The sequence below is a fragment of the Bacillus sp. FJAT-52991 genome (genome assembly GCF_037201805.1).
In the GTDB taxonomy this organism is placed as follows: Bacteria; Bacillota; Bacilli; order Bacillales; family Domibacillaceae; genus Bacillus_CE; species Bacillus_CE kandeliae.
On record NZ_CP147404.1, the window covers coordinates 1,868,802 to 1,882,942 of the forward strand.

Annotated in this window: 15 protein-coding genes, 1 pseudogene and 1 riboswitch; of the genes and pseudogenes, 5 read left to right on the forward strand and 11 right to left on the reverse strand. The window is 39.7% G+C overall.

From position 1 onward, the window contains the following. Positions 1-86: 86 nt before the first annotated feature. From WDJ61_RS09520 to WDJ61_RS09540, 5 genes are all read right to left on the reverse strand, one after another. Positions 87-551, reverse strand: coding sequence for a ferritin-like domain-containing protein (locus tag WDJ61_RS09520; protein WP_338749090.1), 465 nt, complete (start codon positions 549-551; stop codon positions 87-89). Between the two features lie 127 nt (positions 552-678). Then, a complete protein-coding gene (locus tag WDJ61_RS09525; protein WP_338749092.1) occupies positions 679-1,266 on the reverse strand; it encodes a DUF421 domain-containing protein in 588 nt (195 codons plus the stop codon). A gap of 47 nt (positions 1,267-1,313) precedes the next feature. After that, positions 1,314-1,979: a phosphatase PAP2 family protein gene (locus WDJ61_RS09530; RefSeq protein WP_338749094.1), complete on the reverse strand. Its 666-nt coding sequence runs from the start codon at positions 1,977-1,979 to the stop codon at positions 1,314-1,316. A 56-nt stretch (positions 1,980-2,035) separates the two neighbouring features. Beyond that, on the reverse strand, positions 2,036-3,028 hold the full coding sequence (gene dapF, locus WDJ61_RS09535) for a diaminopimelate epimerase (protein WP_338749096.1): 993 nt from the start codon (positions 3,026-3,028) through the stop codon (positions 2,036-2,038). Between the two features lie 129 nt (positions 3,029-3,157). Next, on the reverse strand, positions 3,158-4,444 hold the full coding sequence (locus tag WDJ61_RS09540) for an NCS2 family permease (protein ID WP_338749098.1): 1,287 nt from the start codon (positions 4,442-4,444) through the stop codon (positions 3,158-3,160). Positions 4,445-4,737: 293 nt separating this feature from the next. On the opposite strand from WDJ61_RS09540, the gene WDJ61_RS09545 reads away from it, so the two are divergent. From WDJ61_RS09545 to WDJ61_RS19050, 3 genes and pseudogenes are all read left to right on the forward strand, one after another. After that, a complete protein-coding gene (locus WDJ61_RS09545) occupies positions 4,738-5,616 on the forward strand; it encodes a polysaccharide deacetylase family protein (protein ID WP_338754757.1) in 879 nt (292 codons plus the stop codon). An 842-nt stretch (positions 5,617-6,458) separates the two neighbouring features. Beyond that, positions 6,459-6,674: pseudogene (locus tag WDJ61_RS19045) on the forward strand (HAMP domain-containing protein); the annotation flags it as partial. A 123-nt stretch (positions 6,675-6,797) separates the two neighbouring features. Beyond that, on the forward strand, positions 6,798-7,619 hold the full coding sequence (locus WDJ61_RS19050) for a methyl-accepting chemotaxis protein (protein ID WP_413789093.1): 822 nt from the start codon (positions 6,798-6,800) through the stop codon (positions 7,617-7,619). Positions 7,620-7,682: 63 nt separating this feature from the next. On the opposite strand, the gene ribE (WDJ61_RS09555) is transcribed toward WDJ61_RS19050, so the two are convergent. The 5 genes from ribE (WDJ61_RS09555) to WDJ61_RS09575 form a co-directional block, all read right to left on the reverse strand. Then, the gene (ribE, locus tag WDJ61_RS09555) at positions 7,683-8,153 is read right to left on the reverse strand and encodes a 6,7-dimethyl-8-ribityllumazine synthase (protein WP_338749102.1); all 471 of its coding nucleotides are present in this window, start codon (positions 8,151-8,153) and stop codon (positions 7,683-7,685) included. A gap of 17 nt (positions 8,154-8,170) precedes the next feature. Continuing rightward, complete coding sequence (locus WDJ61_RS09560) at positions 8,171-9,364, reverse strand: bifunctional 3,4-dihydroxy-2-butanone-4-phosphate synthase/GTP cyclohydrolase II (protein WP_338749104.1); 1,194 nt, start codon at positions 9,362-9,364, stop codon at positions 8,171-8,173. Positions 9,365-9,385: 21 nt separating this feature from the next. Continuing rightward, positions 9,386-10,033, reverse strand: a complete 648-nt coding sequence (gene ribE / locus WDJ61_RS09565; RefSeq protein ID WP_338749106.1) for a riboflavin synthase — start codon at positions 10,031-10,033, stop codon at positions 9,386-9,388. After that, positions 10,015-11,130, reverse strand: coding sequence for a bifunctional diaminohydroxyphosphoribosylaminopyrimidine deaminase/5-amino-6-(5-phosphoribosylamino)uracil reductase RibD (ribD, locus tag WDJ61_RS09570; protein ID WP_338754758.1), 1,116 nt, complete (start codon positions 11,128-11,130; stop codon positions 10,015-10,017). The genes ribE (WDJ61_RS09565) and ribD overlap by 19 nt, the downstream gene beginning before the upstream one ends. A 201-nt stretch (positions 11,131-11,331) precedes the next feature. Then, positions 11,332-11,475, reverse strand: a riboswitch (FMN riboswitch). 364 nt (positions 11,476-11,839) lie between these two features. After that, on the reverse strand, positions 11,840-12,058 hold the full coding sequence (locus tag WDJ61_RS09575; protein WP_338749108.1) for a hypothetical protein: 219 nt from the start codon (positions 12,056-12,058) through the stop codon (positions 11,840-11,842). A 545-nt stretch (positions 12,059-12,603) separates the two neighbouring features. Here WDJ61_RS09575 and WDJ61_RS09580 point away from each other — a divergent pair. Beyond that, entirely contained in the window at positions 12,604-13,119 is a 516-nt protein-coding gene (locus WDJ61_RS09580) for a hypothetical protein (RefSeq protein ID WP_338749110.1), read from the forward strand. A 162-nt stretch (positions 13,120-13,281) separates the two neighbouring features. On the opposite strand, the gene WDJ61_RS09585 is transcribed toward WDJ61_RS09580, so the two are convergent. Next, entirely contained in the window at positions 13,282-13,524 is a 243-nt protein-coding gene (locus tag WDJ61_RS09585; protein ID WP_338749112.1) for a hypothetical protein, read from the reverse strand. 378 nt (positions 13,525-13,902) lie between these two features. On the opposite strand from WDJ61_RS09585, the gene WDJ61_RS09590 reads away from it, so the two are divergent. Beyond that, positions 13,903-14,124 (forward strand): hypothetical protein, encoded by a 222-nt coding sequence (locus WDJ61_RS09590; RefSeq protein WP_338749114.1) that lies wholly within the window; start codon positions 13,903-13,905, stop codon positions 14,122-14,124. Positions 14,125-14,141: the final 17 nt, after the last annotated feature.

The following is a 14,141-nucleotide window of genomic DNA, read 5'->3' on the forward strand; positions in this document are numbered from 1 at the left end:
TGATGATATAAGGAGTTATAGGATTACTTTCAAACAGAAAACGACGAGAAACTACTATTTGTAGGATCTCGTCGTTTCTCTAATCACTATTCCCGAATGCCAAGCTGGTTGGCGATTTGTCTAAATAACTGTTCATGACGCGCTTCATCTTCCGCTGCTTCCAAAAATCGACGTTTCGTCACTTGATCTGTTGTACGTGCGGCAATACCTCGGTAAAAAGCTGGGGTTTTCCCCTCATCTTTCAATGATTCCCTCACACCTTCTCGAAAGCTTTTTGGAGGAGCGGTGATCGTTAAGTCCGGATACCCTCCTGTTAATCGATTATAACTGCGGCTAAACGCGTTTAAATGACGGATTTCATCTTGACGAATGCCTAAAACCGTTTGCTTCATTTGATTATTCGGAGCCATATTAGCTAAAGCCGAATAATATTGAATCGCTTGATACTCGTCATTAGCCGCTCGATTAATATCTCGATATAAAGCTTGGTTTTGACGACTCTCTTCGGCATAGTAGTAATAGTAATGCACGCATTCCCATTCCCTTCTCATTTAGTTTGTCACGATAGTATATGAGGGAAATGGGGATTTGTCATAGCATGAAAGAGCGATTTCTTGAGAGCGCCGCCCACTCGAATGATCGAGGTTCACTTCGATTATGTATGTTTTTGATCCATGTTTATTGTAATTGATCGGGGACAGGGGCTGAAGAAGCCTGTGGGTCCGTTTCTTTAAAAAGCGGTCCAACTGGCTTCTCTGTTGGAGGGAGAGCTAAGTGGGGAAGCATGTCATACAGATCCTTTTTCGTTAATGGCTTATGCTCTTCTTTCAGTTCATAACTCACTTTCCCATTCGGCTCCACCGTCGCCCATTTCACATAGTCGATACTCGAAACCCCTTTTTCTCGTAATTTCGTCTCGAGTTGATCCACTGTATAACGCAGCTTACGCAAGTTTTTTTCAACAAGCTGGCCATTTTGAATAACAGGAATCCCCACTCCAGTTAGCAACCGCTCCATAAAATTAAATTTGATTTGTAGCCATTCCATGATTAACAAAATAGCAACAAACACACTAGCAGCGATGATCGAGCCTGCAAGCTTATGCTCAATAAATGGTTGGATAATAATCGAACCGATCGAGATCATAATCACGGTTTGAGCGACCGTCATATGTGTGACTGATTTTCTACCAGCAATTCTTAACAAAACAATCCCTACAAAGAGCATTAAGCATGCTTTTCCGGCTACTTCAAGAAATTCTCCCATGTTACGGTACACCTCCATTTGTGTTAGTGTAACACGAGAATAATGGATTATTCGCTTCTCCATTGAATCCGATCTTGATAGTAATGAAAAGCGGCAATCGAGAAAATGAGCCACGCAGCTCCAGCTGTAAAGCCAGCAAGAACATCACTCGGATAATGCACACCTAAGTAAATACGTGTGAGCCCGATGAGAAAAATGAGACAAATAGCGGCCACTGTACCCATGATTTTCGCCCAACGATGGCGCAACAGTTCAAATAATAAGAACGCAATCGCCCCGTAAAAGATCATAGAACCCATCGAATGCCCGCTCGGAAAGCTATATCCGCCTTGCTCAATTAACCGTAAAATTTCCGGACGTTGACGCTTAAAGATCTCTTTTAAAAGTCCGTTAAACGCCCCACCTAGTGCCACAGTCAACACAAAAAACACGGCGTAGCTAAATCGTTTTTTCACCAAAAGAATCGCCGCGACCAAAATCGTTCCTATCGTCATCCAGCGAACGGAGCCTAAGTTGGTGATAAAAACCATCCTTTTCGTCCGTCCTTCATTGATCCACGACTGCACTTCATGAATAATCGCTAAATCAAAGGCCTCCACTTTATTGGCTTTTAGAGCAGCGACAATCTCTGTAAAACCCCAGGTAAAAAAGCATAATAAAGCAATCAGTATCGCATAATACATCTTCGTTCGTTGTTTCTCTCTTTTATTCAAACATAATCCCCCTTCCTAATTTGAAAATGAAAAAGAGGCTATTTCGCCCCTTTTCCTTAAATAATTCCCTTTTCGATTAACAAATCCTTCACCGACTGTCCAAGTTTTTCATATTGAGCTTGCTCATTTCGATCCTGTTTCTCACCAATCGTGAAGGCTGTTGGATTTTTTATATCCACCGTGACATCGACATCATACAAGTACGTCGCATTCCCAATTAAATCGATATAAAATTCATCGCCACCTTTTGGATGAGCGACACAGCGAACTTTTCCACCATTATTATATACGTCAATCGGTTCATCGAATTGATTGAAGCCTAATAAACAAGTCACTAAGCTAGAAGCCGACATCGCTGTACCACACGCGTTCGTGAATCCAACCCCGCGTTCAAACGTACGCACATAAATTTTGCTTGTTTCAATAAAATGAACAAAACTGACGTTGACGCCATCCGGACAAATATCGTTCGGACCATTCAACTTTTCACTAATCGTTTTCTGAATATCAGAAGCTAAATCCTCTTGGTCCACCATCGCAATTAAGTGCGGATTCGGCACGGCCGCCGCAGAGAATGGAATCGAATCGGATAATTCGCTCACATATTCATTTAATAATGTTTTCTTGCCTTCTACCTGCATCGGCAAGTGCTCAAGCTCAAACAACACAGGGGAAATTTCGACCCGGTATGTCGGAACGTTCTCATACAGATCTTCTTCGCGATTCACTTGTAAATTCGCTTTCATCGTTTCTACCACAATCTCATCTTTCCCAAGCAAATCACATACGTAGCGGCCTAAGCAACGAAGCCCATTGCCACACATCGACGCTTCCGATCCATCCGAATTAAAAATACGCATCTTCGCATCCGCCTGCTCACTGCTCATCACAAACAAAATTCCATCTGCCCCAAGACTAGATGACCGGTCACATAAAGCCAACGACAACTCTTTTCTCTCTTCTTCCGTAAAAGAATAGCCATGCGTCCATTCATCAATTAATAAAAAATCATTGCTTGACCCGTGACATTTCGTTACTTTAATCTCCATTTGACTCTCCCCTTCGTTTACAAAAACTTTTTTTCTAGCATACCAAATGTGGGGGTCGATGGTCTATGGAAGAGATCAAATGTTGCAAAAAATATAAAAAGTGGTGAGGGAATCCCCACCACTTTCTTCTTATATATAATGCAGCACAAAATTTAAAAAGAATAAAGCTGCAATGACATACAATAGCCAAGACACTTCTCGCCCTTTGCCGGTGACCACTTTCAATAGCGGATACAGAATAAAGCCGATTGCCATGCCATCCGCGATGCTATACGTAAATGGAATCATCACGATGATTAAAATCGCTGGAAAGGCTTCGGTTAATTCCGATAAGTCCAAATGACGAATGTTTTGCACCATCAGTCCACCAATAATAATGAGGACAGGGGCAATCGCCATATCAGGAATCCACTTCATATAAGGAATGGCAAAGATGGACAATAGAAATAGAATACTGGTTGTTAAAGAAGTCATACCTGTTCGTCCTCCAGCAGCAATTGCAGCCGATGACTCCACCGTCGCCACGGTTGGGCTCGTTCCAAATAGACCTGAAGTGAAAGCAGATGCTGCCGTTGCTTGAAAGCCTCGTTTGAATTTTTCAGGCTGACTGGCAAACTCAGTATGTCCATGCACAAGGCCGATGTTTTCAAACACAAGCACCATCGTTAACGAAAAGACGGCCGTCCAAAACGGGACTTCCATCCAGCTACTGAATGAAAAAGCACCGAATACATCCTTATACGTAGTAAAGGAAATAGACGTATCGCCCACTTCCGGAAGCAATCCGCATACCGCCGTTAATAACGTACCGAACAAAATGCTCCATAAAAAGCCGCCTTGTAGCCCTTTAATAAAAACAAACAGGGCGAACAACAAAGTGATCATCGTAATGATGACAGACGGATCACTCAAATCACCTAACGCAACGAGTGTATTTTCGCCACGAACGACCAAGCCGCCTTTTTCTAAACCGATCAGCATTAAAAATAAGCCAAGTCCCACTGAAATAGCTTCCTTTAATATGGTCGGAATAGCGGCATTCAGCCCATCAGTCATTTTTGTCAACGAAACAAGCATAAAAATAAGCCCCGAAATGACAACTACTCCGAGTGCTTCCTGCCAGCTCAACCCCATTGACTGAACGAACGTATACACGAACATCGCATTAATCCCCATGCCTGGCACTAATAAAATCGGTGCATTCGCCCAAAAGGCCATCATCATACAGCCAAAAAAGGCGCTTAAAATGGTCGCAACCACCGCTCCTTCAAACGGAATTCCGGCTTCCGACAAAATGAGGGAATTAACAGCTACGATATAAATGATCGTGAAAAAACCAATCGTTCCCGCTGTCACCTCTCTTTTAACCGTCGTGCCGTGCTCAACTAATTGAAAAAATCCTCCATTCTTCTTCATCTACATGTACCTCTCGTACAACGCCCTCTCCCTACCCGCTATTTGCCTTCGCAAACAGCCACAAACTGTATTTTAACAAAGACACTTATGAAGGACAATAATGTTTTTCAACACCATAATTATCAGAAAAATAACTTTTTCGTAATCTTCCATAGATTACTACTTTCATAAAGGAAAATATGTTAACATATACAAGATAAATTACTTCGTCGCTTCAGGCATTTGGAGTGCATAGGGTAGCTTCTACCATTACATAGCATCAAAAACGGAAAGTGGAGTGAGTTTCATTGAGAGTGAGAGAAAAAAGAAAGAACGGCAACATTCGACTGTTAACGATCATTAGTTTATTGTTATTTGTTTCTTTTAGTTTAGTAACCTACCAATTAGTACAAAAAAAACAATCGGTTGCTTTAGCCCAACAGAAAGAAGTCGAAAAACAAGAGCAAATTCAAAAAGAGAAAGCAGCAAAAGAAAAAGCGAAACAAGAAGCAGCAGCCGCTCAGAAAAAGAAAGAAGAAGAGGAACGAAAACAATTTCCACAAATTGCTCCCTTACCAGACATCCCAGCAGAGGAAAAAACCGTTTATTTAACATTTGATGACGGACCTTTTGAGGTGTCCACGAAAATACTAGACATTCTTGATCAATATAATGCAAAAGCTACCTTTTTCATGCTAGAACCAAACATTCGCAAGCATCCAGAAGCTGTGAAAGAAATGGTCAAAAGAGGACACGCGATCGGTATGCATGGCGTGACACATGATGTCAAACAAGTGTATCACAGCGCTCAATCGGTTGTTGATGAAATGACAGCAGGTCAGCAAGCGCTTAAAGAAATCACTGGACATGAAACGCATTTAATTCGTACACCTTATGGATCATTTCCACATATGAAACCAGAATATAAGCAAAAAACGAATGAAGCGGGCTTTAAAATGTGGGATTGGACTGTCGATAGCCTCGACTGGAAATTCCGTAGCCCATCCTATGTCAATCATGTCATTAATCATTTAAGTCCAGAGAGAGCACAGAACGATGGTGAAATCATCTTAATGCATGAAAAGCCAACAACGGCTCAATCTTTGGCCAACTTGCTTAAATATTTGCAAGACAATGGATACACGATGCGAGCGTTAAATGAAAATATGACACCGTATCAATTACGTCCGTAAAAAAATCTCACTCACTTATATAACATAAGTGAGTGAGATTTTTTTGTTTCCTGTGTCACTAATCGCTTAAGCCAACTGCAGAAGTTAGAACTTTTGCACATAAAAGCTTGTTTATAACTGAACTTTTTACTTAACTTATCGGTTAATTACTTTAGATCTCAGCTTCTCTAAATAACTATTTTTTGAGATTTTTCTTAAAATAAACCTTTATTCTAAAATTTATATGTAGTATTATTGTTTTGGGTATTAAGACACATTTATGTATAGGAGAAGACAAAGTGAGCAAAAGTATACGGTTTAAAATGGTATTAATATTTTCTTCTATTGTGTTGCTATCATGCTTCATTATTTCCTATATTGGTTACACTGCTTCCGTTCGTTTAATGGAAGATTCGCTAAGCGCTGTAGCCGGAAATATCGCAAAACAGGCAGCCGAAGAAATCGACGTCAATAAATACAAACAAGAAATCACAGTGGAAGCTGGGGAAACGGAATATTACAGAGAAATGCGGACGGAATTAAACGACATAAGAGAAAAAACAGGATTGACTTATTTATATACACTAGCTCGTGAAAAAGACGGAGATGGATACAATTATTTTTATATGGTAGACGGCAAACCGCTAAATGACGAGGACGCATCGCAATTAGGTGCTGAAGAAGATGTCACTAAATTCCCTCAAATGGCAAAAGCATTTGAAACGGGCGATATACAAATTGAAATGTCAGACAGTGAAGAATACGGAGGTCTTGTGACTACATTTGTTCCGTTAAAAACCGATTCCGGTGAGGTCATTGGTATAGTAGGGGCAGATCTAGATGCAACTCCAGTTTATAACTCCATGAATTCATATAAAAACAAAACAATTATTCTTTCTCTCGTTATTTTATTAATCAGTATAACAATTGTATATTTATTTACTCACTACTTGATCAAACCTTTAAGAAGTTTAACCAAGCAGATTTCACAAGTAGGTAACGGCGATCTATCCATTGTGCTTGAACAAAATCGAAAAGATGAAATAGGTACTTTAACAACATCATTTCAGCAAATGATGAATGAATTAAAGAGAATTATTCAAGGCATAAATAATAATTCGATTCAGTTAGTCAATGCATCGAATCAGCTATTGCACAGCACAAATGAAGTGAAGGAAGGCAATCAGCAAATTGCCTTCACGATGAACGAATTATCCGATGGAGCAGATAATCAAGCCAATTCTGCTAATCAAATTTCTCAAACCATGAAACATTTTACTCATCAAATTCAAGAAGCAAGCGATAAAGGAATGGAACTGAATCATCGTTCCCATAAGGTTATGGAGCTCACAAACAACGGCTACACTTTAATGAGTGAATCAGAAAAACAAATGGATACCATTCATCAAGAAGTCATGGAATCTATTAAAAAAGTAAAAGAGTTAGATTTACAAACAAAAGAAATCTCTAAGCTAGTTCAAGTGATTCAAGACATTTCTGATCAAACAAATTTATTAGCATTAAACGCAGCAATCGAAGCCGCTCGTGCAGGAGAGCATGGAAAAGGCTTTGCTGTTGTAGCTGATGAGGTTCGTAAATTAGCTGAACAAGTATCAGGCTCGATAGGGAATATTATTGAAATTGTAGAAGGTGTGCAGAATGAATCAAAAGACACAGTAGCCACTTTGCAACATAGCCACGCACAAGTAACAGAAGGAGCAAGAAAGATTAAAATAACAGGAGAAACATTTAAGGAAATTAATCAAGCTGTATTGGATATGCAAACGAAAATACAGAATATTTCCAATAACTCAAACATGATTTCCAAACAAAGTGAGAATATTAATCATGCGCTAGAACATGTAGCTTCAACAGCCGAAGAGTCATCGGCAGGAATTGAAGAAACTTCAGCCACCATTCAACAATCGACTAGCGTTATGGATGAAATTTTCATCCATTCTAAATCAGTAGCTGAGTTAGCTGAAGAGTTAAACCAATCTGTCGGTCATTTTAAATTAAAATAACAAACATTCAAAAAAGGGGACCGAATGATTTCGAGGCCCTTTTTTGCTTTATTTTTTCCTTTTTTACCCTTCGATCGATTTCACAAGATTCGCCATCTCAATAGCGGTAGCTGCTGCTTCCCAACCTTTGTTTCCGGCTTTTGTTCCTGCACGTTCAATCGCTTGTTCAATTGTGTCCGTTGTCAACACTCCAAAGATCACCGGTACACCGGATTGCATGGCAGCTTGAGCGACTCCTTTTGTTGCTTCATTGCTGACATACTCGAAATGAGCGGTAGATCCACGAATGACCGTTCCTAATGTCACAACCGCATCATATTTACCGCTATCGGCCATTTTTTTCGCAATTAACGGAATTTCAAAAGCCCCTGGCACCCAAGCAACTTCAACATCTTCTTCATTTACTCCATGACGGCGTAACGCATCTTCTGCTCCGCTTAACAGCTTGCCCGTAATGAATTCATTAAAACGTGCCACCACAATCCCAATTTTTAACTCTGTACCAATTAAATTTCCTTCATATGTTCTGCTCATATCGATTCTCTCCCTTTTTATAAATGTAGCATATGTCCAAGCTTTGCTATTTTCGTCTCTAAGTATTGCCGATTCTCTTCTTTCGGCGGCATTTCAATCGGTACGCGCTCAACAACTTCAAGTCCGTATCCTTTTAAGCCGGAAATTTTGCGCGGATTATTCGTTAATAGTCGCATCTCTTTGACACCGAGATTGCGTAAAATTTGCGCCCCGATGCCATAATCCCGTAGATCATCCGCAAAGCCTAACTTCTCATTCGCTTCAACTGTATCTAGTCCTTGCTCTTGCAGTTTATATGCCTTTAATTTATTGATCAGTCCAATGCCGCGGCCTTCTTGGCGCATATATAATAAAATGCCCCGTCCCTCGGCTTCAATTTGCCGCAATGCTGCCGCAAGCTGAGGACCGCAATCACAGCGGCAAGATCCAAACACATCTCCGGTTAAGCATTCTGAATGAACACGAACGAGAACCGGCTTGCCATCATTCACCTTCCCTTTCACTAGTGCGACATGCTCTTTTCCAGATAATTTTTCAGTAAAACCAACTGCTTGAAAGTGCCCAAAGTCCGTTGGCAGTTCAATTTCTACTTCACGAGTAATTAACTCGTCCTTTTTCCGGCGATACTCAATTAAATGCTGAATCGTAATTAGCTTTAAATCTAGCTCCTCCGCCATCTTGACTAAGTCAGGTAGCCTTGCCATCGAGCCGTCCTCTTTCATAATTTCACAAATGACGCCCGCGCCCTTTACTCCGGCAAGATGGGCCAAATCAACTGCCGCTTCTGTATGCCCCGCTCGCTTTAACACGCCGCCCTTTTTCGCGACAAGCGGGAAAATATGACCTGGCTGCTTGAAATCCTCTGGTGTTGCCTCGTCTTTTAACATTTCTTGAATCGTCGCTGCCCGCTCAAACGCGCTAATGCCAGTATGCGTTGATTTATGATCAATACTTACGGTAAAGGCTGTTCCATGACTGTCGGTATTATTCGTCACCATCATTTTCAAGCCCAACTTTTCGGCTATTTCTTCTTCCACAGGTACGCAAATCAAGCCGCGTCCCATTTTCGCCATAAAATTCACCATTTCCGCATCGGCAAATTCAGCTAGACCGATAAAATCACCTTCATTTTCACGATCCTCATCATCGACAACGATCACAACTTTCCCTTGCTTTAAATCCGCTAATGCTTCTTCGATTGCTGCAAACATGTGCATTCACCTCTGTTTGTATTATGCAAATCCGTGCTTTTCTAATAAATCCATCGTAATGGTAGACGTTTTCTCTTCTTTTTTCTGATGAAGCATCCGCTCGATATATTTTGCCAATAAATCACACTCAATATTGACTGGATCACCAATATTTTTCTCAGCTAAAATCGTTTCCTCCTGCGTATGGGGAATCAGAGAAATCGTCAGTTTCTTATTGTCCACCGCAAAAATCGTTAACGACGTTCCATCCAAGGCGACCGAGCCTCTGTGTAAAAAATAGTGGGCAAACTCTTCTGGATATTCAATCTCAATATAAAGCGCATTTTCCACTCTTTTTTTACTAATAATCGTCCCTACTCCATCGATATGACCAGAGACGAAATGTCCGCCGAAGCGACCATTTGCCGCTATCGCTCGCTCTAAATTCACTGTCGATCCACGAGTTAATACGCGTAGTGATGTCGCATGGAATGTTTCTGGCATCACATCAGCGGTAAATTGCTGAGAAGTAAAGCTCGTTACCGTTAAACAAACACCGTTGACTGCGATACTATCGCCGAGCTTCACATCTTCAAGCATCGTTTTCGCTTTGATCGCTAGTTCTAGTGACTGCGCTCCTGCTTTCACGCTTTCCACTGTACCGATTTCTTCTACAATTCCTGTGAACAAGCTGTTTCACATCCTTCTTTCGGTAAAGCTGTTATTTTTATATCTTGTCCAATGAATTCAACTTTTTCAAACGTTAATGGAACCGCTTCATCCATAAGCGCAAATCCTTCACCGCCAATGGCTGTTGGTGCTGCTTTGCCGCCGATTAATTTAGGAGCGATATAGATCAAAAACTTCTGAAACGCCTTTGCTTTCATAAATGAGGCATTGACTTCACTGCCACCTTCTACAAGCAGCGTCATGATATTTCGTTCACCTAGCTTTTTTAATAAAAGCGGAATATCAATGTCTCTCGTTTGTAAGCGAATTACTTGAACATCCGCTTCTTGCAATTCCATTTCTTTTTGCGATGATGCGTCTTGTCCGCACACAATGATTGTTTTCGCTTCTTTATTTGTGATCACATGAGCGGTTAAAGGAATCCGCAAATGCGTATCTAATACAACTCGAATGGGGTGTTTACCTCCCTGGGGCAGACGGGTGGTTAAGATGGGGTTATCTTGTAAGATGGTATTGATGCCAACTAAGATCGCATCTTGCTGATGACGAATATAGTGAACATCCTCTCTTGCTTGCTCGCTCGTAATCCAGCGACTATGTCCTGTATACGCAGCTGTTTTGCCATCGGCTGTTATGGCTGTTTTCATTGTGACGTATGGTGTTTTCGTTTGAATAAAATGAAAAAATGGTGCTAATAAGTCCGAAGCTTCCTTCTCGCAAATGCCGGTTTCCACTTCAATCCCGGCCGCTCGCAACTTTTCAATCCCTCTTCCCGCCACAGCAGGATTCGGGTCCGTGACAGCGATATACACTTTCTTAATCCCTTTCGCAATCGTCAAATCCGCACAAGGAGGCGTCTTCCCGTAATGAGAACAAGGCTCAAGCGTCACATACAAATCCGCATCCCTTGCCTCTTCACCAGCAGCGGCCAGCGCATGAACCTCCGCATGGCCCTCTCCCGCTTTCATATGGGCACCCATGCCAATCACGCGGCCATCCTTCACCACAACCGCTCCAACTGGTGGATTCGGCGACGTCTGACCTCTTACTCCTTCAGCGAGCGACAAAGCGATTTTCATATAATGTTCTCGTAACATCGTCCCTAGCCATCGCTCCTCTCTTTCCAATTCGTCCAATGAAACACATCAATTGACAGCCAGTCAACCGACAAAAGCCCCGTATTTACTAGAAAAGTGCAAGGTGAGCTAGACACTCCAAAACAAGCACTTCCCTCGTAACATACGGGGCATAAATGGCATAACCAAATAAGCGTCTAAAAATCAATTTTTTAAAAACGCCTCATCCTTCTCCCATCCAGACTATCACTGTCGGTTTCGGAATTTCACCGAATCAACCACAAGCAAAACCACATGCAGTTCACGGACTAAGAGCATCAGCTCATCACCGCCGGTAGGGAATTTCACCCTGCCCCGAAGGATATACTATTCAAGTTAATTCTTATTATTACCTTTGTAGTGTGATTGTGTCAAGGTTTTTGGTGTTCGCTGTCTGATTAATTTGGATTGAAAATGAAGGTTGTTGACCAATTTCGTCAACAATTCGTCAACAACTTCTAGTCTGAGATATTTGTGAAACTAATAGCTCCTTAAACCAGATAGGCTTTGACAATAAAACGATTTATATAGAGCATAAGATCGTTTACAAGTATAAAAAAGCCCTCCAACCAGAAGGACTTTAATGTAAGAAACATGATGTTGAAACTTTTTTATTAAAGATAGATTCTCATGTAAATATTCAACTGTCGACATGCGTAATTTCAACCTAATAAATTTAACTTGTATCTGTTTAAGCTCCTCTTCTGCGTTGTCTGATGAAACCAACCGAAAGGATATTCTGCCTTTTAAATGTACGCGGCTGTTTTCGCCAGTGACAGTATGCTCTTATCAGTTCGTCATTAAAATCAATAACAGTAATGATTCGCTCAGTAATCTTGTTTCTATCGTTCATATAAAACATACGCAATGGCACTCGATTTTCTTTCGAATTCAAAAGCAATCCTTTCATGTTGATCCCTCCATAAGAACGTTTGTTCTTATTATATTCGAATGTATGTTCTTTTGGAAGCAAAAAGTAAAAACCTCCATCCATACGTACAGGAAATTCAACACCAGAAAAACCCTAGCCACAAATAAAGTGCCAGGGTAAATTGTTGCGTATAACTCAATTATAAGAATGATCGAATGGTTTTTTATTTACGCTTCTTTAACGCTAAAACATATCGTAGTAACAGAAATACAAAACGTAACTACACTAATACCTATAATGAGGCTCTTCACTGTGCATCCCTCCTACGTTGTGTTATATTTGTTTTAATGGATGGGATTGGCGACCGTCACATCACCGCCCCCATCTTTACTAGGCTGACATCGACTTATTCGTCGGTGTCTTTTTCGTTTAGTTCTTTAGAAACTAGAACGATTAGGTATCACTGATAAAGTGTTCGATTTGAAAGATATAATCTATCTTCGCAAAGGTGCCGTTATTATTTTTCGGAAGGAGTTATGAAATATATGGTAAAATACTTATATAAAATCAAAAAGGAGTTTTATATGAGACGAAATATTATTATTTTTATTACAATCGGCATTATACTATTATTAACGGCATTTTCGTTTAATCATACTTTCCCTCGCTCGTATCATCATACATTTACAAAAACAACAGATTTAAGTAAAGAAAATATTGAAGGTCTATTTTTAAATGATGATTTTTATAGCGAAGAAATTACAAAAAAGTACGGACAGAAAACAGAGCAAAGTAGAGATGTTACAGGTTATGACTATTATGAGTTAAGAAAAGGAATTGAAGTCGCAACTAACAAATCTGGAAAAATTACAAGATTTATCATAACTGACAAGAATTTAGAAACTGTAAAAGGAATAAAAATTGGTAACAAAAAGGAAGATGTAATTAAAGTATATGGAAATAATTATTATTTTCGTATGGAACAAGGAACTAATATTATTGGTTATGTAGATAAGAAAAGGGGTATATCTATTGAATTTTGGTTATCTTATGATGACAAAATTAAATTTTATAGATTGGATAATAAATCAATGGAATAAACGCTTAGCATTTGTGCTAAGCGTTTATTTGTTTTTTACTGTTAATTAGGTTGTGAAAAGCTGTTTATTTTGATTGCTATTTAGCTTTCTATTCCAATTGTTATTTTTAGTTTTCTCCACATTATCGGAACTACTTACTATTAAAGAGAAGAGCTCTTCTTTTTAAGCTGGATAAGCCTGCAAAAACAACTGATACCCCTTGTACGTTTGACTCCCTATTCGTCTCATCAATCTATTGTGACTTATGTATCGCTGGTTCATCGTCGTCTGTCGTTCGTAATCATAGTAAGGCATCTTGCTTGTCTTCATTTTGTTAATAATCTCTAAAGCTTCTGTCAAAGTCAGATCTGAATAAAGATCAAACATCACTTCATCGTCATAATCCCAAATCTCGATAATGAACATGTTATCCCCTCCCCACTATCCTCTCATTAATTTGTAAATTTAATCCTATTGTATAGTAAATAATGTGTAAAAAATAATTGAAAATTAACAAAGAAATGAATAAAAAACACTTTATATATCATTAATAATATATTATAATCAATATATAAAAAAGAGAGGGGGAGAAAAAAGAACAGTCCAGAGAAAGAAGAAATACGGTACTATCCCTAATGGGTGCAATTACCACAATTCTTAATTTCCTGAAACTGTTCTTTAACTAAACTGTTTGGTAGGTCGGCAATCACTCTCATATTAACGATAGTATTATTTTTCATTTAAGACTCCCCTCTCCATTCGGTTCATCGTTCTATTGTAAAAAATGAAAAAAGGGTGAATAAAATGAACAAAGAAGAATACGAAAAATATCAAAAGTGGTGCCAAGAAAACCTTGTCATGGCAGCTGAAGGTCATAAGATTACAGGGCAGTCTGTGATAGGATTTAATCAATCCGTTACACTAGGAAAGATTAAACCGTTTTTAGAATTCGGAGAGGCTCGTAAAACAAGATTATATTTGCGATCTGACTTAGAGGAATATGCGAAAAACAAACGTGTTAGATAAACAAAAATAAGCCCCCA

Bases quoted from the DNA above. Each gene is read 5' to 3' on its own strand.
- WDJ61_RS09580 (WP_338749110.1), top strand. From the start codon at position 12,604: ATGAGACGAAATATTATTATTTTTATTACAATCGGCATTATACTATTA.
- WDJ61_RS09585 (WP_338749112.1), bottom strand. From the start codon at position 13,524: ATGTTCATTATCGAGATTTGGGATTATGACGATGAAGTGATGTTTGAT.
- WDJ61_RS09560 (WP_338749104.1), bottom strand. From the start codon at position 9,364: ATGTTTGCAGCAATCGAAGAAGCATTAGCGGATTTAAAGCAAGGGAAA.
- WDJ61_RS19050 (WP_413789093.1), top strand. From the start codon at position 6,798: ATGAACGAATTATCCGATGGAGCAGATAATCAAGCCAATTCTGCTAAT.
- dapF (WP_338749096.1), bottom strand. From the start codon at position 3,028: ATGGAGATTAAAGTAACGAAATGTCACGGGTCAAGCAATGATTTTTTA.
- WDJ61_RS09590 (WP_338749114.1), top strand. From the start codon at position 13,903: ATGAACAAAGAAGAATACGAAAAATATCAAAAGTGGTGCCAAGAAAAC.
- WDJ61_RS09525 (WP_338749092.1), bottom strand. From the start codon at position 1,266: ATGGGAGAATTTCTTGAAGTAGCCGGAAAAGCATGCTTAATGCTCTTT.
- WDJ61_RS09575 (WP_338749108.1), bottom strand. From the start codon at position 12,058: ATGAAAGGATTGCTTTTGAATTCGAAAGAAAATCGAGTGCCATTGCGT.
- WDJ61_RS09520 (WP_338749090.1), bottom strand. From the start codon at position 551: ATGAGAAGGGAATGGGAATGCGTGCATTACTATTACTACTATGCCGAA.
- ribE (WP_338749102.1), bottom strand. From the start codon at position 8,153: ATGAGCAGAACATATGAAGGAAATTTAATTGGTACAGAGTTAAAAATT.
- ribD (WP_338754758.1), bottom strand. From the start codon at position 11,130: ATGTTACGAGAACATTATATGAAAATCGCTTTGTCGCTCGCTGAAGGA.
- WDJ61_RS09540 (WP_338749098.1), bottom strand. From the start codon at position 4,444: ATGAAGAAGAATGGAGGATTTTTTCAATTAGTTGAGCACGGCACGACG.